Here is a 20,835-nt window from a genome sequence, read left to right as displayed (position 1 = left end):
GTCATCATCGCCGTTCACACCGCCGGTCCGCGCCCGCATTCGGGCGGCGCCTGGGGCTGCCGGCCGGGTGTGCCGCTGGCGCCGGCCGGGCTGTTCAACCGCGGTGTCAGGATAACGCCGGACCTGTTGCGCTCTATCAACTCCGGATTCGCACCCTGACCTGAAAATTGATGGCCCCAAATGATTTTGGGAATGCTAATATTCCGGGAAGTGTTATAGTTCGGGCCATCAATGCAGCATTCATACGGGTTGCGCCGTGGTCCGGTGGCGTGGCCGTTTGCTAAGGCGCCAGGGCTTGTGATTGTAATGAGTTTCCTGCCAACTAAGGCGTTCGGTCATGATTGGGCATGCCGAGAACTTGCAGAGGCTTTCGGAGTTCGCCGAAGAACTCTCCGCGTCACGGAATGAGCGGAACACCGATACGGACACATCGAGTTTTGTGGTGAACGGCCATTCGCTGGTCGCCATCCGGCATCTCGAAGATGAGGAGCCTGGCGGCCCGAGCGGCCATGGCGATCAGCGCCCCGTGGGCCGCATCGTATGCGCCGGCACTCACTATCTGATCTATGACGCAGTCTATGTTCCGGCAACCGCCGACACACCGCTCACGGCCGCCGATATACTGACGCGGCGCGAGCTGCAGATCGCGCTGCTGATCGCCGAAGGCAAGCTCGACAAGGAAATCGCACGCCAGCTCGGCATCAGCGGCTACACGGTGCGCGAACACATCAGGCGGATCTTCGCCAAGCTGAATATCGGCCGCCGCTCGGCAATCGCATCTTGCGTGCTGCCCGGATGGACGGATTTTCGCCATGATGTCCGATAGATCGAGGCGCTGCCTGCGACCAGCATGGGTCAGCCGATGCCTTGCCTGAAGGGTCAGCCCTGAGCAGCATGCCGAAGAGTTCGCGCGGCTCGTCGGGGTCGGCCAGCATGTCGAGTTCCTGGTAGAGGCTGGTCGACTTCAGCTGATCCCTGACATAACCCAGCGCCGAAAAGTCCTCTATGGCGAAGCCTACGGAATCGAACAGCGTGATCTGGGCGGCATCGCGCCGGCCCTTGGTCGCCTGATATGACCTGCCACAGGTTATCGGGCACATGCTGCTGGATCTCGCCTTCGATGGGGGTCTGCTGGGGATATTCGACGAAGATGCCGAAGGCCGGCGATCGCCCGATGTCAACATCCCTTCATTCTTGACACTATTTAAAGTATCTGTAATAGTTTTTACAAAACAAGAGACCGTGGATTTCGGGGAGGCCAATGGCGATACGCGATGTTCTGATGCGCGGGGATCTAGCGCTGACGCCGTCGGAGGAAAAGATCGTCCGGCTGCTGTTGACGGACTATCCGACCTCCGGCCTTGGCACCGCCTCGTCGCTCGCGCGGCGCGCCGGCGTCAGCGATCCCACCGTGGTCCGGCTGGTGGTCAAGCTCGGCTATGAGGGGTTTCCGGATTTTCAGGCAAAGCTGCTCGCCGAGGTCGAGGCCAGGCTGCATTCGCCTCTGTTGATGATGGAGACCAAGCGGCAAAGCGGTTCCAGCGACAGCGCGGTGCTCGCCTATCTCGATTCCGTCACCGCGGCCCTGCAGAAAGCCACCGCCGCGACACCGGTCCAGACCTACGAGCGGGCCGCCCGCCTTTTGATGGAGGCCAAGGGCGAGATCGTTCTGGTCGGCGGCCGGTTCAGCCGCCACATCGCCGGCATGCTGGCCGGATATCTCGCGCAGTTCCGCAGCGGAGTCCGCGATCTCGGCGTGCTCTCCCCCCAGACATTCGACACGCTGGCCGATCTCGGCCGCCGCGACGTGCTCGTCGTCTTCGACTATCGCCGCTATCAGCTCGACGTGATGGCCTATGCAAGCCAGGCGGCCGCGCTCGATGTGCGCATTCTTCTGTTCACCGACCAATGGCTGTCGCCGATATCAGACCTCGCCGAAGTCACGATCGTCAGCCCACTCGAAGTCGCCTCACCCTATGACACGCTGGCGCCGGCGATCGCACAGATGGAGGCGTTGACCGCCCAGATCGTTTCGACGCTGGGCGATGACGCCCGGGCCCGTATCGAGAGAATCGAGAAAGTGCGGCACGCCAATGCGGTGACGCTCGACAGCGATGCGGAAGGCCAGACGGTTGGCCCCCGAAAAACAGCTGGACCACGCAAGACACCTGGACCCAAAGCAGCAAAGCAGGACGACAAGGCATGACCCAAACCTTATCCAAGCTGGCCCTACCCAAGCGAGACGAAGCCTTCCGTGCCGGCGAGACGGCGCTGCTGCTCGTCGACATGCAGCGCATCTGGCTGGAGCCGGGCGCAGACCCCTCGCATCCGGAGCGCGGCCCAGACCATTATTTCTACCGGCAGACAGCCTTGCAGACGATCCCCAACCAGGAGCGCCTGCTGGCGGCGGCGCGGGCCAATGGCGTCGAGGTGCTGCACACCATCATACAGAGCCTGACCGAAGATGGCCGCGACCGTTCGCTCGACCACAAGCTGACGCCGATCCATGTCGCGCCCAGGCTGCCCGAAGGCCTGCCGGTTGCATCGCTGGCGCCGGTCGGCGACGAGATCATGCTCCCGAAGACCTCGTCCGGCATCTTCAACTCGACCAATGTCGACTACCTCCTGAAAAACCTTGGCATCCGCTACCTCGTCGTGGTCGGCGTGCTGACCGACCAGTGCGTCGACATGACGGTGCGCGACGGAGCCGACCGTGGCTATCTCGTCACCTGCGTGTCGGATGCCTGCGCCACCATCACCCAGCAACGTCACGACATCGCGCTGAAGGCCTTCGGCGGCTATTGCTGGGTCACGGACACCGACACCGTCGTCGACCGCTTCAACGCCCTGGGAAAAACGGCATGACATCGACCGTCGAGCCCCTCGTTGCCGTCGTCACGACAGACCTCTCCGCCATTACGCGGGGCCGCTTCGTTACTGAAGGCAAGTTGCAAAAAACCGCCGCGACCGGTGTCGGCTGGCTGCAGGCCAATCTGTCGATGACGCCGTTCAATTCGATCGTCGATCCCAACCCCTGGGGCTCGTCGGGGGACCTTCGGCTGATCCCCGATCTCAAGGCACGCTTCCGCACCGAACGGACGGGATCGGCGACCCCGTTCGACATGGTGGCCGGCGACATCGTCGAGCTCGACGGCAGCCCGTGGCTCGGCTGCACGCGGACCATGCTCCGGGACGCGCTGGCGGAATTGAAGGCTGCGACCGGCCTTTCCGTCATCGCCGCCTTCGAGCACGAATTCCACATTGCCGATGGCAGCTTCGCGCCGGCGCATTCGATGTCCTTTGCGGCGCTGCGCCGCACCGACCCGTTCGCCCCCAATCTGATGGCGGCGCTGGAGGAGGCAGGCGTCGGCCCCGAAGTCGTCATCGCCGAATTCGGCAATGAACAATTCGAAGTGACGCACGAGCCGGCCGATGCGCTGACGGCAGCCGATCGCGCCGTCGCCATCCGCGAAATCACGCGCGAAGTGGCGCGCAATGCCGGCTGGCGCGCGAGCTTCGCGCCCAAGATCGCCCCCAATGCCGTCGGCAACGGCGTGCACATTCATTTCAGCTTCGTCGACGAAGACGGCAAGCCGGCGACTTACGATGCGGCGCGGCCCGGCGGCCTCTCCGCCAAGGCCGGCGCCTTCTGTGCCGGCGTGCTGCGCCATCTGCCTGGGATGACCGCCATGACGGCGTCGAGCGTATCATCCTTCTATCGCCTCAAGCCGCACAGCTGGAGTTCGTCCTACACCTGGCTCGCCGACCGTGACCGCGAGGCGTCGCTGCGCATTTGCCCGACGGTGACGATCGGCGGACGCGATCCGGCACGGCAGTACAATGTCGAGTACCGGGCGGCCGACGCCACCGGCAATCCTTATTTGTCGCTGGCCGCGATCATCCGCGCCGGGCTGGAAGGGCTGAAGGCGGATCTTCCCTCGCCGCCGCTGGTCACCGGCGACCCGACGCTGATGAGCGAGGCGGAACGGGCAAAGCTTGGCCTGGTGCGGCTGCCCGAAACGTTGCCGGCGGCGCTGGACGCGCTTCTGGCCGACAAGACCGTCACGGGATGGTTCGCCCCGATCTTCATCGAGACCTTCGTCGGGCTGAAGCAGCATGAAGCCGAGCGCCTGGCCGGCCTCGATCCGGCCGCCATCTGCGATCTCTACCGGACGCTCTATTGATGACCGCACGGAGTGAAAGGAACACGCCCGCTCAAGGAGACTGGCCCGACGCCGTCGAGGTTCTCAACGAGCACGGCCGCTGCGACATCGTGCTGCTGTGCGAGCATGCGTCCAACCACATGCCGGCCGAATATCGGCAGCTGGGGCTCGATGCCAGCCACCTGCGGCGCCACATCGCCTGGGACATCGGCGCCTCGGAGGTGACGCGCCTGTTGTCGGCGCGGCTCGATGCGCCGGCCTTCCTCAGCGGCTATTCCCGGCTGCTGATCGACCTCAACCGGCCGCTGGACAGCCCGGGCAGCATCCCCCTGCTGTCGGAGGACACCGACATTCCCGGTAATGCCGGTATCGACGCGGCGGAACGGGACCGACGCGCCAAGATCATGTTTTCGCCGTTCCATGACCGGGTGACCGCACATCTCGACCGACGGGCGGCCGAGGGCAGGCCGACGCGAATCGTGACGATCCATTCCTTCACGCCGGTCTTCCTTGGCGTCGCAAGACCATGGCATGCGGGCGTGCTGCATGACCATGCCGCCGATCTCGCCGCAGCGATCCTTTCGGGCCTGCGCGCCGACGCGTCGCTCAACGTCGCGGCCAACGTGCCCTATGTGATCAGCCGCGACGCCGACTACGCCGTGCCCATCCATGGCGATGATCGCGGCATCCCTGCTGTCCTCATCGAGATAAGGCAGGACCTGCTGTCGACACGGTCCGGCATCGAGGAATGGGCGGACCGGCTGGCGGCGGCGCTGCCCGCCCGCGAGACGGAGACAACTTCGTGAAGAATCTCGCGGCTCACGCCAGCCACTCCTTGATCGCCGGGCGAGCGAGAACGGCACGCATGCGGTCCTCGGCGTCGGCGACAGCCAGTGTCATCGGGGCACGGGTCGGACCGCAATCGACGCCGATGACGCGGAACGCCGCCTTCATGCCCGGCAGCACACCGGTTTCCAGCAGTGCCTCGACGAAATCCTGCGACACCATCTGCAGCGCCTTCGCCTGGCGCAGATCGCCGCCGCGAACGGCCTGATCAATCGCCACGTAGAGCCTGCCGAGCAGATTGTAGGTAGTTCCGATACCACCCTCGGTGCCGAGCATGCCGGCGGCGGCATAGATCTCATCGAAGCCGTAGTAGAACAGCTTCTGCGGCTGCCGCTTGCGCAGCAGGGAATATTTGAACAGGTCGGTGGAGGTGAACTTGATGCCGACGACATTGCTGAGATCGAGCAGCCGGACCAGCAGGGGAAGCGGCAGCGGCCGGCCGGTGCGCAAGGGGATTTCATAGACGATAAGCGGCAGGTCGGTCGCCGCCGCCAGCGCCTGGTAGTAGCCGAAGACTTCTTCGTCGGAGAACGGGTAGGAATGCGGCGGCAACGCCGACAGCGCGTGATAGCCGAGCTTGCGCGCCTGCCGCGCCAGACAGATGGAATCACGCAGGTTCGGCATGCCGACATGGGCGATCAGCTTGACGCCACTTGAGACCGCGCCGGCGAAGACCACCTCTTGCTGCGCCAACAATTCGTCCACCGTCAGCAGGCCGGATTCGCCGCTGCTGCCACCGACATAGAGGCCTGCCAGACCCTGGCGCAGCACATAATCGTTGATGTTGCGCTGCCGTTGCGGATCGAACTCGCCGGCATCGCTCAGTCCGGTCATCAGGGCGGCATACATACCCGCCAATTGCTTGGTCATTGGGATCCTCGGTTTTCCAGATTTGTCATGATGTGGCTTCGCCAGCGTGGTGGCAGGCGACGAGATGCTGGCCGGTGCCGGCGGAGCCGAAATCGCGCCGTGCCGGATCGACCTTGGTGCAGATCTCGGTCGCCAGGGGGCAGCGCGGATGGAAATGGCAGCCGGGCGGCGGCTTCGACGGATCCGGCACGCCACCGCCGAGCACGATGCGGCGGCGTGTGCCCCCCGCCTTGGGATCGGGCTCCGGGATCGCCGACAACAGCGCGCGCGTATAGGGATGCAGTGGTGCGCCGAACACCGCTTTCGTGGTGCCGATCTCGACGATGCGGCCGAGATACATCACCGCGACGCGGTCGCTGAGATAGCGGATCATCGACAGATCGTGCCCGACGAACAGATAGGTCAGGCCGAGGCGCGGCTTGAGGTCGTCGAGCAAATTGACGATCTGCGCCTGGATCGAGACGTCGAGTGCCGAGATCGGCTCGTCGGCGATGATGAATTTCGGATTGGCGGCAAGCGCGCGGGCAATGCCGACGCGCTGGCGCTGGCCGCCGGAGAGTTCGAACGGATAGCGGTTGCGCAGCGCTTCCCGGAGACCCACCAGCGCCAGCAATTCGCTGACACGGGCATCGCGCGAGGCGCGGGTGCCGATCTTCTGCGCACGCAACCCTTCGCCGATAATGCGGCCGACGGTCATGCGCGGGTTGAGCGAACCGAACGGGTTCTGGAAAACCATCTGCATGTCGCGGCGGCGCTGCTTCAGCTCCTCGCCTGTCGCGCCCGCATAATTCCTGCCCTCGAAGACAATGCTGCCGGCGCTGGGGCGCTCAAGGCCCAGCACGGCGCGGCCGGTCGTCGATTTGCCGCAGCCGCTTTCGCCGACCAGCGCCAGCGTCTCGCCGCGCATCACCTCGAAGCTGACGCCGTCGACGGCATGCACCGCGCCGACCTGCCGCCTGAGCACGCCGCGCCGGATCGGAAAATGCACCTTGAGATCGGTGACGGTGAGCAGCGCTTCCTGCTTCGGTGCCGTCACGGCCGGCTTGTCAGCGGCGCCGGCGCCCGTGCGCGGCCCCCGTTCCACCTCCCGCCAGCGCCAGCAGGCGACGGTCTGATCGGCACCGGCAGCTTCCAGCGGCGGCCTTGCCTGGCGGCAGCGCGCCTCGGCATGGTCGCAGCGCGGCGCGAAGGCGCAGAAGGTCGGCGCCAGCGTGACATTGGGCGGCGCGCCCTTGATCGGCACCAGCCTGGTGTTGGCCGCCGTCAGCGACGGGATCGAGTTCAACAGGCCGATCGTATAGGGATGCTTGGTTGCCGAAAACAAATCGCCGACCGGCGCGCTTTCGACGATCGAGCCGGCATACATCACCGCGACGCGATCGACGAAGCCGGCGACGAGGCTGAGGTCGTGGCTGATCCAGATGATTGCCATGCCGAGCTGCTTCTGCAGGCGCACGACCAACTCGACGATCTGCGCCTGGATGGTGACGTCGAGCGCGGTCGTCGGCTCGTCGGCGATCAGGATCGACGGTTTGCACACCAGCGCCATGGCGATGCCGATGCGCTGCAACTGGCCGCCCGAGAACTGGTGCGGAAAGGCGCGCATGCGCTGCGGCGCGTTGGCGATGCCGACCAGCGCCAGCATGTCGAGAGCCTGGCGTTCGGGCTCGGCGTCGTTCAGGCCCTGGTGCTCGCGCAGCGCCTCGGTCAGTTGCAGGCCGATGGTCAGCACCGGATTCAGCGACGACATCGGATCCTGGAAGATCATGGCGATGTCGCGGCCGCGTATCTGGCGCAGCTCTCTATCGGGCATGGCCAGGAGATCGCGGCCACGAAACAGCGCCCGGCCCGCGGTGACGCGGCCGGGCGGCTTGCGGATCAGGCCCATCAGCGTCTGCACGGTGACCGATTTACCGGAGCCGCTCTCGCCGACGATCGCCAGCGACTCGCCCTCGGCAAGGTCGAAGGAGACGTCGTTGACGGCATAGACGGAATTGCCGCTCGGGCCAAATTCGACGCTCAGCCCCTGCACCGAAAGCACCGCCTGCTGCCCGATCCCCTTCGCGGCCCTGCCGACGGCAAGCGTGTCGGCGCCGATCATTTGCCACCCATGATGTGCTGCGGGTCGAGCGCATCGCGCAGGCCGTCGCCGACGAAGTTGATGCTGAGTACGGCCATGGCGATCATCGCGCCGGGCGGGATCCACATCCAGGGCTGGCTCTCCAGGATCGACAGCGTGCGGGCGTCGCGCAGCATGTTGCCCCAACTGGCGGCCGGCGCCTGCGCGCCAAGGCCGAGGAAGGAGAGCGAAGCTTCGAGCAGTATGACGGTCGCCACGTCGAGCGTGATCGCCACCAGGATTGGGCTGAGCATATTGGGCAGGATGTGTTCTAGGATGATGACCGGGGGCGAGGTGCCGAGCGAGCGCGCGGCCAGGATGAATTCCTGGTTGCGCAAGGCCAGGATCTCACCACGCGTCAGGCGGGCGATGGAAGGCCAGCTGAGCAGTCCGATCACCACCATGGTGTTGAAGATGCTGGGCCCGACGACCGCGACGAAGGCAATGATGATGACCAGGCGCGGGAAGGTCAGCACCATGTCGATCAGGCCCATCAGCAGGAGGTCCACCTTGCCGCCGAAATAGCCGGCGACGCAGCCGATGAAGATGCCGATCGCCGCCGAGATCGCCACGGCGACGAAGCCGACCGTCAGCGATATGCGGCCGCCATAGAGGATGCGGGCGAAGATGTCGCGGCCGGTGCCGTCCGTGCCCAGCCAGTGCATGCCGCCAGGCGGCTGGTTGTGACCTCTGAGATCGATTTCGTTGGGGCCGTAATGGGCGATCAGCGGCGCCAGCACGCAGGCGAGCACGATAATGGCGAGCATGATCAGGCCGAGCGTTGCCAGGCGGTGGTTGAGGAAGCGGCGCGCCGCCTCGCCCCACAGGCCGCGCGATGCGCCGGCGGCGATCGTCATGTCGAGGGCGGCGTCAGTCATAGCTCACCCTGGGGTCGAGCACGCTGTAGGCGAGGTCGGTGCCGAGATTGGCCAGCATGACGATGATGGCGGTGATCAGCACGTAGCCCATGATCACGGGACTATCCCTGTTCACCACGGAATCGATGAACATCAGGCCGATGCCTGGCCACTGGAAAATGGTCTCGATCACCACCGAGCCGCCGAACAGCGTCGGCAGCGCCAGGCCGAAGACGGTAACCAGCGGGATCAGCGCGTTGCGCAGGCCGTGGCGCAACGTGATGGTGCGGGGCTTGAGGCCCTTGGCCTTGGCGGTGCGCATATAGCTCTGGTTCAGCACTTCGAGCATGCCGGCGCGGGCATAGCGCATGAAGATCGCGGCACGGAACAACGCAAGTGCGGCTGCGGGCAGGACGAGGTGCCTGAGATTGTCGAGGAGCGAGAAGTTTTCACCAGCCGTGGAAATGCCCGACGACGGCAGCCAGCGCAGCTCCAGGGCAAAGACGTAGACGAGCAGCAGTCCCATGAAGAAGTCCGGGATCGAGACGCCGACAAAGCCGGCAAGCGTCAGCGAATAGTCGGTGAGCTTGTATTGCCTGAGCGCCGAGATCACGCCCAGCGTGGTGCCGATGACGAAAGCGACGAGCAGTGCGACGCCCATCAGTTCCAGCGTCATCGGCAACCGCTCGACGATGATGTCGCCGACACTGCGGCCATTGACGAAGGAGCGGCCGAGATTGCCGTGCAGGATCTGGCCGATCCAGTGGAGGTACTGGATGTAGACCGGCTGGTCGAGGCCGAGTTCGCCGCGCCGCATGGCAATCAGTTCCTCGCTCGACGGCGCCTCCGCCGTGATCATCGCCAGCACCGCGTCACCCGGCATGGCATGCGCGATGGCGAAGACGATCACGGTGACGCCGAACAGCACCGGGATGCTGAGCAAGAGTTTGCGCAGGAGATAGCTGAGCACCGGCCTCTCCTATGGCTGAAGGCGGTTTTGAGACAACGGATCGGGAGGCTCGGTCAGAGCCCCACGACCGGCAAGGCTATCCGCGGCTATTTCGCCACCTCCCATTTCTCGACTTCGTTGTAGACGGGGTGGTTGAAGATCACGAGCGGCTGTTGCTTGAAGTGCTGGGCGAGGCCGACGATGCGGTTGTTGAAGGCGAGCGGCCGCACCTCGTTCCAAAGCCAGGCCTTGGGCAGGTCCTGGTTGAGGATGCGCGAGGCCTCCTGATAGCTCGCGGCGCGTGTGGCGCGGTCGTTTGACTCCAGACCCTTGTTGAACAGCTCATCGACCTTGGGGTTGCAGTAGCCCATGGCGAGCGGCTTGGCGCCGCAGACCACCAGGGGCGAGCCGAGCGAGGGGTCGAGCCCCATGCCTTGCGCGAAGAAGCCCATCTGGAAGCTGCCGTCGGCATAGACCTGGTTGATCGCCGCCGGATCGAGCAGGCGCGGCTGGATGTTGACGCCGACGGCGGCCAGATAACTCTGGATGGCGGTGACGGTGTCGACGTTCATCTGGTCGGAATAGTAGTAGATGAAATCGACCGGCTGGCTCGCATCCCAGCCCGCGTCGGTAAGCAACTGCTTGGCCTTGTCGGGATTGTAGTCGTAGGGTTCGAGGTCCTTGGCGCGCGCCCAATCCTGCGGGAACAGCGTGTTCAACAGTTCGCCGGCGCCCTGCTTGACGGTGTCGATGATCGCCTTGCGGTCGATGGCATAGAGCATCGCCTGGCGCACGCGCACATCGGCGAAGCGCTTGTTCTCCAGATTGAACTGCAGATAGGTCGGCAAGCCGGCGGAGAATTTCGGCAGCACCGTCAGATAGTCGAGCTTCTGCAGGCGGGGCAGTTCGGAGATCGGCACGCCGCCGCCCTCATAGGACATGGCGTCGACCTCCTGCGTCTCGAGCGCGGCGATAATCGGCGGCACGTCCTTGTAGATCTGGTAGATGATGCGGTCGAGCTTGGGCGCGCCGAGGAAATAGTCGGGATTGCGGTCGACCTCGACATACTGGTCGCTCTCATACTTCTTCCAGATAAACGGGCCGGTGCCGACCCGATTGACCCAGAACGCATTGCCCTTGACGTCGGCGGGCGCGACCTTGCCCAGGATGTGCTCGGGAAAGATGCTGATGGCGATGAGCTGCAGCTCGACCCAGAGCGGCTTGGCGCTGTCGAGTTCGATCTGCACGGTCGCGTCGTCCAACGCCTTCACCCCGGCAAGCGAGGTGGCCGAGCCATCCTGGAAGGCCTTGTATCCGGCCACGGCGGAAAGCTTCTGCGCCCAGGGCGAACCAACCTTCGGATTGGCGTAGAGATTGAGGCTGAACACCACGTCCTTGGCGGTGAAAGGCGTGCCGTCATGCCATTTGGCACCATGGCGCAGGTTGAAGACATAGGTCTTGCCGCCGTCCGCCGTCTTCCAGCTCTCGGCCAGCATCGGCTGCACGCCGTCGCCCGTCCATTTGATGTGGACGAGGCCCTGCAGCACGGTCTCGTCGAGCCGATGGCCGCAGGTGGTGTGCAGCGTGCCCATCTCGATGCAGCCGGTACGCATGGCGGAGCGGAACGTGCCGCCTCCTTCGGCCTTCACGGCACCCGCAGCAAGCATGAGCGCCAGCGCCGGCAAAAGGCTGATCAGAAATCGTCTCATGGAATTCTCCTCCCTTGGATTGTCTCGGCCGGTCGTGGCTGACGTCTGAGCGCGCTTTCTCGCGGTCGTTTGGTCGCGGTTTGGCGTCCGGTCGCTCATTGCAAGCAGCGACCTCCTCCTACCCTTCGGTCGCGCCAAGCCCCAGCGATCCACAACTCCTTGCCCTGTGCTCGCTTGCGGTGACTGGTCTAATAGCTTAAAAGGTACACCATGCACAATATGCCGGTTCGAAAAAAATTGTCCGATGAAGTCCGCCTCCGCCTGGAGGCGATGATCCGGGACGAGGTCTATCCGGTCGGCGCTTCGCTGCCGTCCGAGCGCGAGTTGATGTCGATGTTCGATGTCGGGCGCCCCTCGGTGCGCGAGGCGTTGTTTGCGCTGGAAAAGATGGGCCTCGTGCGCATCAACAGCGGCGAGCGGCCCAAGGTGACGCGACCGACGCCGAAGAACATGCTGGAGCAGCTGACGGGCACCGCGCATCTTTTGATGGACCAGCCGGACGGCATCGGTCATTTCGAGCAGTTGCGGCTGTTTCTCGAAGTCTCGATCGCGCGCCATGCCGCGGAGGTGGCGACACGTTCACAGATCGACGCGCTGGCGGCGGCGCTTGCCGAAAATGAACGCGCCATTTCACGCGCCCGCGCTTTCGCCCTCACCGACGTCGCCTTTCACCGCGTGCTGACCGCGATCCCCGGCAATCCGATTTTTCTCGCCGCGCACGAGGCGCTGGTGGAATGGCTGATCAACCAGCGCATCCACATGGCCAATACCGAGCTCGAAAACCGCATCAGCTTCGCCGGGCACAAAAACGTGTTCGAAGCTATCGAACGGCACGATCCCGAAGCCGCTGGCCAAGCGATGCGGGAGCATCTGGAAAACGCCCGGCGCAAGTTCAATCCGGGCCAGTCGAAACCCGACTAATAGAAAGATCGCGGCTATCTACGCCGCGTGAAACGTCGGGGCCATCTCGTCTAGAGCGATGGCCCCATCAGGATACGGCTGCCGTCGCTGAACCGGGATAGACGGAACCTGTGAAGGTTGTGTCCAGCCTCGTTGCCCTGGATCAAGTCGGACAGGACGCGGCCCATGCCGGGCCCTATGCCGAAGCCATGGCCACTCATCCCGGTCGCGATGACGAGACCCGGAACCGCTGCGGCGCGATCGACCACCGGCACGACATCCGGCATCGCATCGATCATGCCGGCCCAGCTTGCCCTGAGCGGCACCGCCTCGAATTGCGGGAAGAGCTCCTTGAACCCACGATCGATGGCGTGAAGCGCCCTGGGCTCCGGCACAGGATTGAGAACGCGCATCCGTTCGAACGGGCTTTGCTTGTCGGCATCCCATTTGCGCGGGGTAGACCAGCTGTCGGGATATGCACGAGGCGCCGCCGGCAGGTAGCGCGTACCGAAAGGGTTCGCCTTCAGGGCGGGCAGATATTTCGGTGCGTGACGCAATGCATCCGGCCCGACATAGAGCAGGTGGCTGCCTCCCGCCGCCAGCGTGTATCCACCGTCCTTTCTACGCCGGAAGGCGATGCGTTCGTCCGCGGCGGCGCCAGCATGGATTTCCGGCATCGGCGCGGTCGCCGCGACGGTCGTGCGGACACTGAGCTGCGGGATCGAGACGCCATGCGCGCGCAGGAACAGCGACGTCCAGGCACCGCTGGCGACAAGCACGTTCGACGTGGCGATGCGGCCTTTTTCGGTCCAGACCCCGCTGATACGCCCCGCGGAGATATCGAGCATGCGTGCCGCACAGTTCTCGATGATGGTGACACCCTGGCGAGCGGCCAGGCGGGCAAGGGCCGGCACGGCGACCCAGGGCTCGGCGCGCATGTCCGACGGCGTGGTCATGGCACCCTTGAAGGAGCGAGACATGGCTGGGATCAGCTTGGCGGTCTCGCCTTGGTCGAGGAGACGCGTGTCGACGCCATGGGCCTCTGCGACCTTCAGGAACTTGGCGAAATCAGCCATTTCCTTGTCGGTGCGCGCAAGATAGGTCACGCCGGTCTGCGTCAGGCCTATGTCCTCGCCGCACTCCTCGGCCAGTTGGCGCCAGAGACGCTGCGCTTCGATGACGATGGGCAGTTCGTCCGCGTCGCGGCCCTGCTGGCGGATCCAGCCCCAATTGCGCGAGGACTGTTCCGCGGCGATGCGCCCCTTCTCCAGCAAAGTCACCGGTATGTTGCGCCGGGCCAGGAACAAGGCCGCGGTCACGCCGATGATGCCACCGCCGACAATGACCACATCCGACGTCTTCGGCAGCGGCGCCTGAAACTGGACCGGACTGGCCTCGGTGAAAGGGAAGATCGTCAAAGGATTATCCTTGTTCATAAGCGTGGCCCGACGCCGATGGCTGGTCATGGTGGCGCGAAAGTCGCAAGCCAAGCACGACGTGCGTCAACGAGCACTACACGACCGGTCTCGAAAATTTGCATGCCAGCTCGATGAAATTGTTGACCACCCGTCGAGGCCGCTTCTCGTCGCCGCGGCCAGGCTTCGAGAACTGAGCCGCGGCCGCCAGTCCATGCCGTGGCGAAATTGGATGATGGTTCAGCTTTCCAACTCTCGAAGCGCCGTCAGATCGATCTCGGTGATGTGCCAGCGGCCGAGATTCGCCGTGTAGAGTTTGTCGCCCTTGAAGGCGATGTTGGTGGGATGCGCCAGTGTGGTGGCCGCCGGGTCCTCGATCAGCACTTCGAGGCCTCGGTCCGGCCGCCAGCGATAGATGCGGCTTGGCTCGTAGCACGAGATGAACAGCGCGCCGTCAGAGGCGAAGGCGAGCCCATCGGGAACATTGTGCACGCCTTCGACGACGACTTTTCGCGGCCCTGCCGTGCCGTCGGCGAGGATCGGCACATGGCTGATGCAGGGCGCGTCGCTCTCCACGACATAGAGGCCGTTACCATCAGGCGCCATGGCCATGCCGTTGGCGAAGGACATCGCCTCCCGGCACCACAGGCCACCCTCGCCGGTCTTGAGGTCGTAGCGGAAGATGCCCGAACGACTGTCTTCGCCGACGCTGTCAGACACGTAGAGCCAGCCCCTGGCCTCATCGACGATCGGATAGTTCGGCACGCGGATGCCGGACGGCGCGAAGCGCTCCATGCGACCTGTCGCGGCGTCCCGGCGGAAGATCGCGGCATGCCTGAGATCGCAGGCAAAGCAGTTGCCCGCGCTATCGAAGGCGATGCCGAGCAGAAAGCCATCCGTGCCGCCCATGCGCTCGACCGAACCGCCGTCGGCGGCCAGCCGCAGGAGGTCACCTGTCTCGGTGCCGCACCAGATCGAGCCATCCCGGTGGACCGCCACGCCCTCAGGATGCGCGACGCGCGGGCTGGTGAAGATGCCGTCGAAGAAGACGCGCGCGGCCGACATGTCGAGCAACGGCTTTGGCATGGATTAGCTCCTTGCGGTGAACAACCTCTGCTGTGCAGCTATGCAGCGCTCGACCATGACGCGGTCCGCGGCGAGGATTTCCGCGATCAGCGCGCCGCGCTCCTTGGCACTGACGAATTCCAGGCGGCGCAAGCCGAGCGGATCGATGCGATTGCGCAGGACGGCGAGCGTATCGCTGGAAGGCAGCGGGACCTCGCGGCAATCGGCATCGAAGGTCACCGCAAATCCGGTGGCGTCGCGGATCTGCGGCTGCGTGGTACCAGGCATTGTCTCGATGACGATCAATTCCCGGGATATCTGGTCGAGCCGGAAGATGCAGAGGTCGGTGAAGACCAGCGCCTTGCCGGTGCGATAGCCCATCGGCTCGCGCTCGGCCGGCGTCAGCAGCCCGCGTGCGGAACTGGCGATCTCGACCCCCTCGACCAGCGACTGGGCCGAATGGCGGGGAACGTAGAGCAAATAGTCGCGATGCATGTTGGCGACATCGGCCATGCCGCCCTGCCCCGGCAGCCGGATCAGTCCGCCGCTTGGCTTGCGCAGCGCGATGGTGTTGACGCGGCCGCGCCGGTCGACCTGGGCTGCGCCGACGATCTCATGCGTCACGGCACCGGCCTGGTAGTAGGTCGAATAAGTATCGTCGCCGCCTGCATGCGCCGCCGCCGTCTCGCAATCAAGGCTTTCGATCAGCGACAGGATCATCGGGCTCGGCGCGATGTCGAGATGGCCGCAACTCATCGTCGCGATGATCATGTCCGGCGCGTGCGTTGCCTTGGCCAGCCGGTAGGCGACATTGGCGAGCGGCGAGACGGCGCCGGCACTGGCGAAGCTTTCATTGTCGAGTTCGGCCGCGATTCTTGCGGCGATGATCTCGTCGACGGATGCTTTCCTGTCGCCATGCACGAGACCAGGCATCGCGAGGACAGTCTCGGCGCTGACTTTCGCAGCTTGTTGGAGCGGCTCCGGCACGCCTTCCGGGGGCATGCGCAGATTGTCCGCCAGGGCTGCGTCCTTGGCCGCGAACGCCTCCGACAATGCCGGATAGTCCGTGACGTAGAATGGCAGGCAGGATGCCGGATGAGCGCCGCCCGGCGCCAGCGCTATGGCCGAGACCTGATTGCGGGTGAGGATGCTCTGGCGGCCGTCCTGCCGCAGCGCCCCGACCGGAACAATTTCCTCGACCGTGACCAGCACCTTGCGGGCAGCGCCGGCCATGGCGAAGTCCAGGGCACGCGGGCCGATGATCTGCACATTGCCGCTTTCGTCGGCGCGCTGGGCATGGACGACGAATGTATCGAGCCGCAGCGGCGGGATAAATCCGGTATCTGTTCCGGTCACCGGATCAGGCTTGGCGCTCGCGCCCGGCACGCGCGCCAGCATGTCCGATCCCAGTGGCAGTTGGAACGGCATTGACGGCAGGTTCTGCTGCGCCGCCCGCAGCGCCTGGATCATGGCGAGTGCCGTCCAGTCGCGAACAGGGATTGCGCCGGCCTCGGCGGCCGCGCGGAACCTCGGCGGCAGCCCAAATATGTCGAGACTGGAAAAGCAGAGATCGATTTTCGCAACGGCATTTGCTTCGAGCAGCAGTTCAAGCGGCAAGCCGCCAGCCCAGCAGACGTAGTGCAAGTCCTTGACGCCGGAACGCGCGACAGCGCGCAGCAAGGCGATCGGCAGCCGGGCGAAATGGTGGCCGCCGACGCCAAGCGAGTCACCCTGGCCGACCATCGCGGCCAATCCCTCGACATCGGTGAGGCGCGGCCGGTTCGGTTTGACCAGGGACGTCTCGGAACTGTTCCTCATAGCGCGGATGCCTCGATGCGGTAGCGGGTCACGAACGGCTTTTCGGGCGAGAATTCCAGCGCCGTCGCAATGCCGGATCGCGCGATCGGATTGTCGGCCAGGGCGGTTGCAGGGCCGAGGCCGAAGGGCGAGCAGATCGGCTCGATGCCGATGGCGACATGACGCCCATTCCAAGGGGCGGCCTTGCGGCCGCGATTGGAGTACCACAGCAGGAGGCTCGGGAAATGCGCCTTTTGCCAGGAGAGTTTTACGCGATAGCCCTCCGCGTGGTTGGCAAGCGCCGCGGTGCCGTCCAGCCCTTCGATCTGCAGCAATTCCTCGGTATCGGCGGTGAGCGGCAATCGCGAGGCGTCGGCCGTGCCGCCGGCGCGCGCGGGCACGCTGGTGAGGTCGGTGAAGGATTTGCCGCGGGCGAACAGTTCCGCGCCGGGTTCGACATCGTGTGGATAGGTGCGGCCTTCATCGAAGCTGCCGAGTTCCAGTGAGGCGGCACCTGTCTCGAACGGGAGCCGGAATACTGGATGCAGGCCGATCGGCAGGCGGCAGGCGCGGCGGACGACGATCCTGAACTCGATGTCGATGGCCGCCGCCGACGGATCGGGCGTCACTGTCCGTTCAACGCGCTCGACCGGGCTTGCCTGGGGATAGGTCAGCTCCAGCGACAACGACCCACTGCCGCTGGCCCGCCAGGTCCAGTCATGGTTGGAGCCGTGGCCATGGACCTCCTCCTCCGATTCCGGCGAACCCATCACGCGCGCCCAGTTCCCGGGCCATCCCTCGGCAGGCACCGAATAACCGAAGGGCACGCAGGGCCATTCGCCGCGCAGTTTGCGCAGGATGCCTGGCAGCGCCTCCGTGCCGGGTTCGTTCGACCACGGCGCGATGTGCATCGGCGAGACCTGCCTGCCGTCCTGCAGAATGAAAGTAACCGGCGCCAGCATGGCGCCGAGCCGCTGCACGGTCAGCGCGCCGTGCGCCCAACCCAGTCCGCGATAGTCGTCGCCGCCCTTCACGGCCCGGCCTTCTTCACCTTCGCGATGCTCCTCTCGGCGAACTCCCTGACGCGCCGCTGGCCGATCTCGCCGCGGTAGAGGCCGCCTAATATGTCGCGCTCCATGGCGAGACCGGCAGCCAGATCGCCCGCCACGGCATGCGCCGTCAGCCTCTTCAACCCTTCGATCGCGGCGGCGGGTTCGGCGGCGATCATTCCGGCCAGTTCCAGCGCGCGCGGCATCAACCTGTCGACGTCGACGATCTCGTTGACCAGGCCGGCAGTGACGAATTCGGACGCCGGCACGATCGCGCCGGTCATCAGCAGAAAATTGGCGCGGTTGCGGCCGAGCTTGGCGACGCTGCGCTGCGTGCCGCCGCCGCCGGGGATCAGCCCGAGCTTGATCTCCGGCAGGCCGAGCTTGGCGAACTGGTTGGCGATGACGATGTCGCAGCACAGCACCAGTTCCATGCCGCCGCCCAGCGCAAAGCCGTTGACCGCCGCGGTCACCGGCTTTGCATTGTTCTCGATCGCCGCGTACATGCGCGTGCCGGCGGCCTGGAAAATGTCGAACTCCGGGCCGGTCTGCGCGGCATATTCCTTGATGTCGGCGCCGGCCATGAAGCCGCGCCCCTCGCCGGTCACCACGATCGCACCGACGCCCTCGTCGCCGGACAGCGCCTCGAAGGCTTCGGTGATCTCACCTTGCATCAGCCGGTTCATGGCGTTGAGCTGGTCGGCCCGGCGGAAAGTGACGACCGCGACGCGGCTTGATATTTCAACCGTGAGTGTCTGGTAGGCGCGCATCGTCAGGCCGCATCCACGGTCATGTCGCCGGATGCTTCCAGCGCTGCGATCTCATCCTTCGAGAGACCGAACTCGGCCAGGATCTCGCGGCCATGCTGGCCGACCAGCGGCGCGGGCCGCTCGATGGTCGCCGGCGTCTCGCTCATCTTCACCGCCGGTGCCACCACCCGCACCTTGCCGCCGCGCGGATGATCGTAGCTGGTGATCATGCCCATATGCGTGACCTGCGGATCCTCGGCCGCGCGGCGGATGTCCTTCACCTCCGCGCACCAGATGTCGGCTGCCAGCAGCCGCGCCAACAGATCCTGCGTGCCAAACTTTTTGGTCTCGGCATTGACCTTTTCGAACACCTCGTCGCGCTTGTCGAACAGGGTCTTAAGATCGTCGTAGACGGCAAGCTGTGGCGCCCGCAGCACCTCGTACAGCGTCTTGAACGGGCTCATGGCGATCGAGATGTAGCCGCCGTCGCTGGTCTCGTAGATGCCGAAGGGCGCCTGCATGCCGGGATGGCCGATGCCGGAATTCGGCCGCACGAAATCCTCGCCGAGATTGAGCACGGCGACATATTCCTGGTTGAGATGCGCCAAAAGACCGGCCAGCAGATTGACCTCGATCTTCTGGCCTTTGCCGGTCTTCTCGCGATAATAGAGCGCCGACAGGATGCCATAGACCATGTTCATGGCGCCGATCTGGTCGGCGAGGCCCGCGCCGGCGGGAACCGGAGCCTGGTCGCCGCGGCCGGTGTTGGCGATCAGCCCAGCCAACCCCTGGATCAGCATGTCCTGACCGGGGCGCTCGACATAGGGTCCCTCCTCGCCATAACCCGAACCGGAGCAGTAGATGATGCGCGGATTGACCGCCTTGAAGTCCTCATAGCCATAGCCGAGCTTGGCCAGCACGCCGGGACGGAAATTCTGCACCACGACATCGGCGCTCTTCGCCATCTCCATGATGATGGCATGCACCTTGCGGCTCTTCAGGTTCAGCGCGATCGAGCGCTTGTTGCGGTTCCAGGCGAGGAAGTTCGGGCTCTCCGAGCCGCCCACCCATTTGGCGAAGAATGTCATGCCACGGAACATGTCGCCGGCGCCGGCGCGCTCGACCTTGATGACATCGGCGCCCATGTCGCCCAGCAGTTGCGTGGCGAACGGCCCCTGCAGCAGATGGCTGAAATCGAGGATGCGGACGCCTTCGAGGGCCTTGTTCATGTCATGTCTCTTCGTGTTTCAAAGCAGTTCGGGAACGTAGCGCGGGGCGGCGGTCAGGCCGCCATCGACGCGCAGGTCGGTGCCGGTGGTGAAGCCGGCTGCATCGGAGGCGAGATAGACGGCGGCTTCGGCAACCTCGGACGGCTCGCCTATGCGGCCGAGCGGATGCATCTTGACCCAGGCCTTGGCGAGGTTGCCGCCAATCTCCTTGATCAGCTTGTCGTTCATCGGCGTGTTGATGGTGCCCGGCGAGATCGAATTGACGCGGATGTTCATCGGGCCGAACTCGACCGCCATCTGGCGCGTCATCGCCATCACCGCGCCCTTAGCGCCGGCATAGGCGGTCCAGCCATCCAGCCCGATATGGCCCTGGGCCGAGGCCATGTTGATGATCGAACCTGATTTCTGCGCGATCATGTGCGGCAGCGCGTGTTTGCAGCCGCGAAACACGCTGGTCAGGTTGACCGACATCAGCCGGTGCCATTGTTCGTCGGTCATCTCGTGCACCGGCATGCCGCCAATGGCGATGGCGGCATTGTTGACCAGAATGTCGAGGTGCCCGGTCTTCTTGACGGCACTGTCGATGAGCCCCGAGATATCGGCCTCCTGCGACACATCGCAATGCACATAATCGGCACGGCGGCCGGCCGCGCGCAGCGCGGCGGCGAAATCCTCGCCTGCTTTGTCGGCGATGTCACCGATGAAGACATGCGCGCCTTCGCGCGCCATCGCCTCGGCAATCGCGTGGCCTATGCCGTCGGCCGCACCAGTGATGACGGCGGTTTTTGCTTCGAGACGAGCCATGTCAGCCTCCGTTCGCACGCCGGCGCTTCGCCTCGTCGAAGGCGACCGCAGCGATGATGATCATGCCGGTGATGACCAGCTGCCACTCGGTCGGCAGACCAAGCCCGCGCAGGCCATTGGACAGAAACTGGAGGATCAGCACGCCGAGCGCCATGCCGGTCAGGCTGCCGATGCCGCCGGCGAGGCTGACCCCGCCGAGCACCGTTGCCGCGACGACCTGGAATTCGAAATTGAGTCCGGCCGTGTGCTGCGCCGAGCCGACGCGCGCCGCCAGGATGATGCCGGCAACCGTCGCCAACAGCGAACTGATGATG

The 20,835-nt window shown here is 65.0% G+C and carries 18 protein-coding genes and 2 pseudogenes; 6 read left to right on the top strand and 14 right to left on the bottom strand.

The window, feature by feature from the left end; genetic code table 11:
* Nucleotides 1-337: 337 nt before the first annotated feature.
* Complete coding sequence (locus EOA36_RS05375) at nt 338-826, top strand: helix-turn-helix transcriptional regulator (RefSeq protein ID WP_127275917.1); 489 nt, start codon at nt 338-340, stop codon at nt 824-826.
* 55 nt (nt 827-881) lie between these two features.
* Here EOA36_RS05375 and EOA36_RS38055 read toward each other — a convergent pair.
* Nucleotides 882-1,188, bottom strand: a pseudogene (locus tag EOA36_RS38055) (hypothetical protein); the annotation flags it as partial.
* A gap of 73 nt (nt 1,189-1,261) precedes the next feature.
* Between EOA36_RS38055 and EOA36_RS05365 the strand changes: the two are divergent.
* The 4 genes from EOA36_RS05365 to EOA36_RS05350 are packed head-to-tail and all read left to right on the top strand — an operon-like array spanning nt 1,262 to nt 4,969.
* Complete coding sequence (locus EOA36_RS05365; RefSeq protein ID WP_127275916.1) at nt 1,262-2,206, top strand: MurR/RpiR family transcriptional regulator; 945 nt, start codon at nt 1,262-1,264, stop codon at nt 2,204-2,206.
* The gene (locus tag EOA36_RS05360) at nt 2,203-2,865 is read left to right on the top strand and encodes an isochorismatase family cysteine hydrolase (protein WP_127275915.1); all 663 of its coding nucleotides are present in this window, start codon (nt 2,203-2,205) and stop codon (nt 2,863-2,865) included. The genes EOA36_RS05365 and EOA36_RS05360 overlap by 4 nt, the downstream gene beginning before the upstream one ends.
* A complete protein-coding gene (locus tag EOA36_RS05355; RefSeq protein WP_127275914.1) occupies nt 2,862-4,184 on the top strand; it encodes a glutamine synthetase in 1,323 nt (440 codons plus the stop codon). Before EOA36_RS05360 ends, EOA36_RS05355 begins: the two co-directional genes overlap by 4 nt.
* Entirely contained in the window at nt 4,184-4,969 is a 786-nt protein-coding gene (locus EOA36_RS05350) for an N-formylglutamate amidohydrolase (RefSeq protein ID WP_127275913.1), read from the top strand. The genes EOA36_RS05355 and EOA36_RS05350 overlap by 1 nt, the downstream gene beginning before the upstream one ends.
* Nucleotides 4,970-4,982: 13 nt before the next feature.
* Here the strand turns inward: EOA36_RS05350 and EOA36_RS05345 are convergent, their stop codons facing one another.
* The 5 genes from EOA36_RS05345 to EOA36_RS05325 form a co-directional block, all read right to left on the bottom strand.
* Nucleotides 4,983-5,879, bottom strand: a complete 897-nt coding sequence (locus EOA36_RS05345; protein ID WP_189343528.1) for a dihydrodipicolinate synthase family protein — start codon at nt 5,877-5,879, stop codon at nt 4,983-4,985.
* Between the two features lie 25 nt (nt 5,880-5,904).
* The gene (locus EOA36_RS37155) at nt 5,905-7,980 is read right to left on the bottom strand and encodes an ABC transporter ATP-binding protein (RefSeq protein WP_127275912.1); all 2,076 of its coding nucleotides are present in this window, start codon (nt 7,978-7,980) and stop codon (nt 5,905-5,907) included.
* Nucleotides 7,977-8,876 (bottom strand): oligopeptide ABC transporter permease, encoded by a 900-nt coding sequence (gene opp4C, locus EOA36_RS05335; protein ID WP_127275911.1) that lies wholly within the window; start codon nt 8,874-8,876, stop codon nt 7,977-7,979. The genes EOA36_RS37155 and opp4C overlap by 4 nt, the downstream gene beginning before the upstream one ends.
* A complete protein-coding gene (locus EOA36_RS05330; RefSeq protein WP_127275910.1) occupies nt 8,869-9,825 on the bottom strand; it encodes an ABC transporter permease in 957 nt (318 codons plus the stop codon). Before EOA36_RS05330 ends, opp4C begins: the two co-directional genes overlap by 8 nt.
* An 86-nt stretch (nt 9,826-9,911) precedes the next feature.
* Nucleotides 9,912-11,513 carry an ABC transporter substrate-binding protein gene (locus EOA36_RS05325; RefSeq protein WP_189553129.1) on the bottom strand — a complete coding sequence of 534 codons (1,602 nt, stop codon included), beginning with the start codon at nt 11,511-11,513 and terminating at the stop codon, nt 9,912-9,914.
* A 210-nt stretch (nt 11,514-11,723) separates the two neighbouring features.
* On the opposite strand from EOA36_RS05325, the gene nanR reads away from it, so the two are divergent.
* Nucleotides 11,724-12,434 carry a transcriptional regulator NanR gene (nanR, locus tag EOA36_RS05320; protein WP_127275908.1) on the top strand — a complete coding sequence of 237 codons (711 nt, stop codon included), beginning with the start codon at nt 11,724-11,726 and terminating at the stop codon, nt 12,432-12,434.
* A 50-nt stretch (nt 12,435-12,484) separates the two neighbouring features.
* Here nanR and EOA36_RS05315 read toward each other — a convergent pair whose 3' ends face one another.
* From EOA36_RS05315 to EOA36_RS05280, 8 genes and pseudogenes are all read right to left on the bottom strand, one after another.
* Nucleotides 12,485-13,831, bottom strand: a complete 1,347-nt coding sequence (locus EOA36_RS05315; RefSeq protein ID WP_127275907.1) for an FAD-binding oxidoreductase — start codon at nt 13,829-13,831, stop codon at nt 12,485-12,487.
* Between the two features lie 237 nt (nt 13,832-14,068).
* The gene (locus tag EOA36_RS05310; RefSeq protein WP_127275906.1) at nt 14,069-14,914 is read right to left on the bottom strand and encodes an SMP-30/gluconolactonase/LRE family protein; all 846 of its coding nucleotides are present in this window, start codon (nt 14,912-14,914) and stop codon (nt 14,069-14,071) included.
* 3 nt (nt 14,915-14,917) lie between these two features.
* On the bottom strand, nt 14,918-16,711 hold the full coding sequence (locus tag EOA36_RS05305) for a CoA-transferase (protein WP_127275905.1): 1,794 nt from the start codon (nt 16,709-16,711) through the stop codon (nt 14,918-14,920).
* The gene (locus tag EOA36_RS05300; RefSeq protein ID WP_127275904.1) at nt 16,708-17,724 is read right to left on the bottom strand and encodes a hypothetical protein; all 1,017 of its coding nucleotides are present in this window, start codon (nt 17,722-17,724) and stop codon (nt 16,708-16,710) included. The genes EOA36_RS05305 and EOA36_RS05300 overlap by 4 nt, the downstream gene beginning before the upstream one ends.
* Nucleotides 17,721-18,509, bottom strand: a complete 789-nt coding sequence (locus tag EOA36_RS05295; RefSeq protein WP_127275903.1) for an enoyl-CoA hydratase/isomerase family protein — start codon at nt 18,507-18,509, stop codon at nt 17,721-17,723. The genes EOA36_RS05300 and EOA36_RS05295 overlap by 4 nt, the downstream gene beginning before the upstream one ends.
* Nucleotides 18,510-18,511: 2 nt before the next feature.
* Nucleotides 18,512-19,717: a CaiB/BaiF CoA-transferase family protein gene (locus EOA36_RS05290; protein WP_127275902.1), complete on the bottom strand. Its 1,206-nt coding sequence runs from the start codon at nt 19,715-19,717 to the stop codon at nt 18,512-18,514.
* A gap of 18 nt (nt 19,718-19,735) precedes the next feature.
* On the bottom strand, nt 19,736-20,521 hold the full coding sequence (locus EOA36_RS05285; protein WP_127275901.1) for an SDR family oxidoreductase: 786 nt from the start codon (nt 20,519-20,521) through the stop codon (nt 19,736-19,738).
* A gap of 1 nt (nt 20,522) precedes the next feature.
* Nucleotides 20,523-20,835 (bottom strand): annotated as a pseudogene (locus EOA36_RS05280) (ABC transporter permease); the annotation flags it as partial.

The sequence above is a fragment of the Mesorhizobium sp. M8A.F.Ca.ET.021.01.1.1 genome (genome assembly GCF_003998025.1).
Taxonomy (GTDB): domain Bacteria; phylum Pseudomonadota; class Alphaproteobacteria; order Rhizobiales; family Rhizobiaceae; genus Mesorhizobium.
This window is presented reverse-complemented; position numbering and strand designations above follow the sequence as displayed.

What these genes read in the sequence shown, in the direction of transcription:
- EOA36_RS05355 (WP_127275914.1), top strand. Translation starts at nt 2,862, where the DNA reads ATGACATCGACCGTCGAGCCCCTCGTTGCCGTCGTCACGACAGACCTC.
- EOA36_RS05375 (WP_127275917.1), top strand. Translation starts at nt 338, where the DNA reads ATGATTGGGCATGCCGAGAACTTGCAGAGGCTTTCGGAGTTCGCCGAA.
- EOA36_RS05325 (WP_189553129.1), bottom strand. Translation starts at nt 11,513, where the DNA reads ATGAGACGATTTCTGATCAGCCTTTTGCCGGCGCTGGCGCTCATGCTT.
- EOA36_RS05350 (WP_127275913.1), top strand. Translation starts at nt 4,184, where the DNA reads ATGACCGCACGGAGTGAAAGGAACACGCCCGCTCAAGGAGACTGGCCC.
- EOA36_RS05305 (WP_127275905.1), bottom strand. Translation starts at nt 16,711, where the DNA reads ATGAGGAACAGTTCCGAGACGTCCCTGGTCAAACCGAACCGGCCGCGC.
- EOA36_RS37155 (WP_127275912.1), bottom strand. Translation starts at nt 7,980, where the DNA reads ATGATCGGCGCCGACACGCTTGCCGTCGGCAGGGCCGCGAAGGGGATC.
- EOA36_RS05360 (WP_127275915.1), top strand. Translation starts at nt 2,203, where the DNA reads ATGACCCAAACCTTATCCAAGCTGGCCCTACCCAAGCGAGACGAAGCC.
- EOA36_RS05290 (WP_127275902.1), bottom strand. Translation starts at nt 19,717, where the DNA reads ATGAACAAGGCCCTCGAAGGCGTCCGCATCCTCGATTTCAGCCATCTG.
- opp4C (WP_127275911.1), bottom strand. Translation starts at nt 8,876, where the DNA reads ATGACTGACGCCGCCCTCGACATGACGATCGCCGCCGGCGCATCGCGC.
- EOA36_RS05295 (WP_127275903.1), bottom strand. Translation starts at nt 18,509, where the DNA reads ATGCGCGCCTACCAGACACTCACGGTTGAAATATCAAGCCGCGTCGCG.
- nanR (WP_127275908.1), top strand. Translation starts at nt 11,724, where the DNA reads ATGCACAATATGCCGGTTCGAAAAAAATTGTCCGATGAAGTCCGCCTC.
- EOA36_RS05310 (WP_127275906.1), bottom strand. Translation starts at nt 14,914, where the DNA reads ATGCCAAAGCCGTTGCTCGACATGTCGGCCGCGCGCGTCTTCTTCGAC.
- EOA36_RS05285 (WP_127275901.1), bottom strand. Translation starts at nt 20,521, where the DNA reads ATGGCTCGTCTCGAAGCAAAAACCGCCGTCATCACTGGTGCGGCCGAC.
- EOA36_RS05365 (WP_127275916.1), top strand. Translation starts at nt 1,262, where the DNA reads ATGGCGATACGCGATGTTCTGATGCGCGGGGATCTAGCGCTGACGCCG.
- EOA36_RS05345 (WP_189343528.1), bottom strand. Translation starts at nt 5,879, where the DNA reads ATGACCAAGCAATTGGCGGGTATGTATGCCGCCCTGATGACCGGACTG.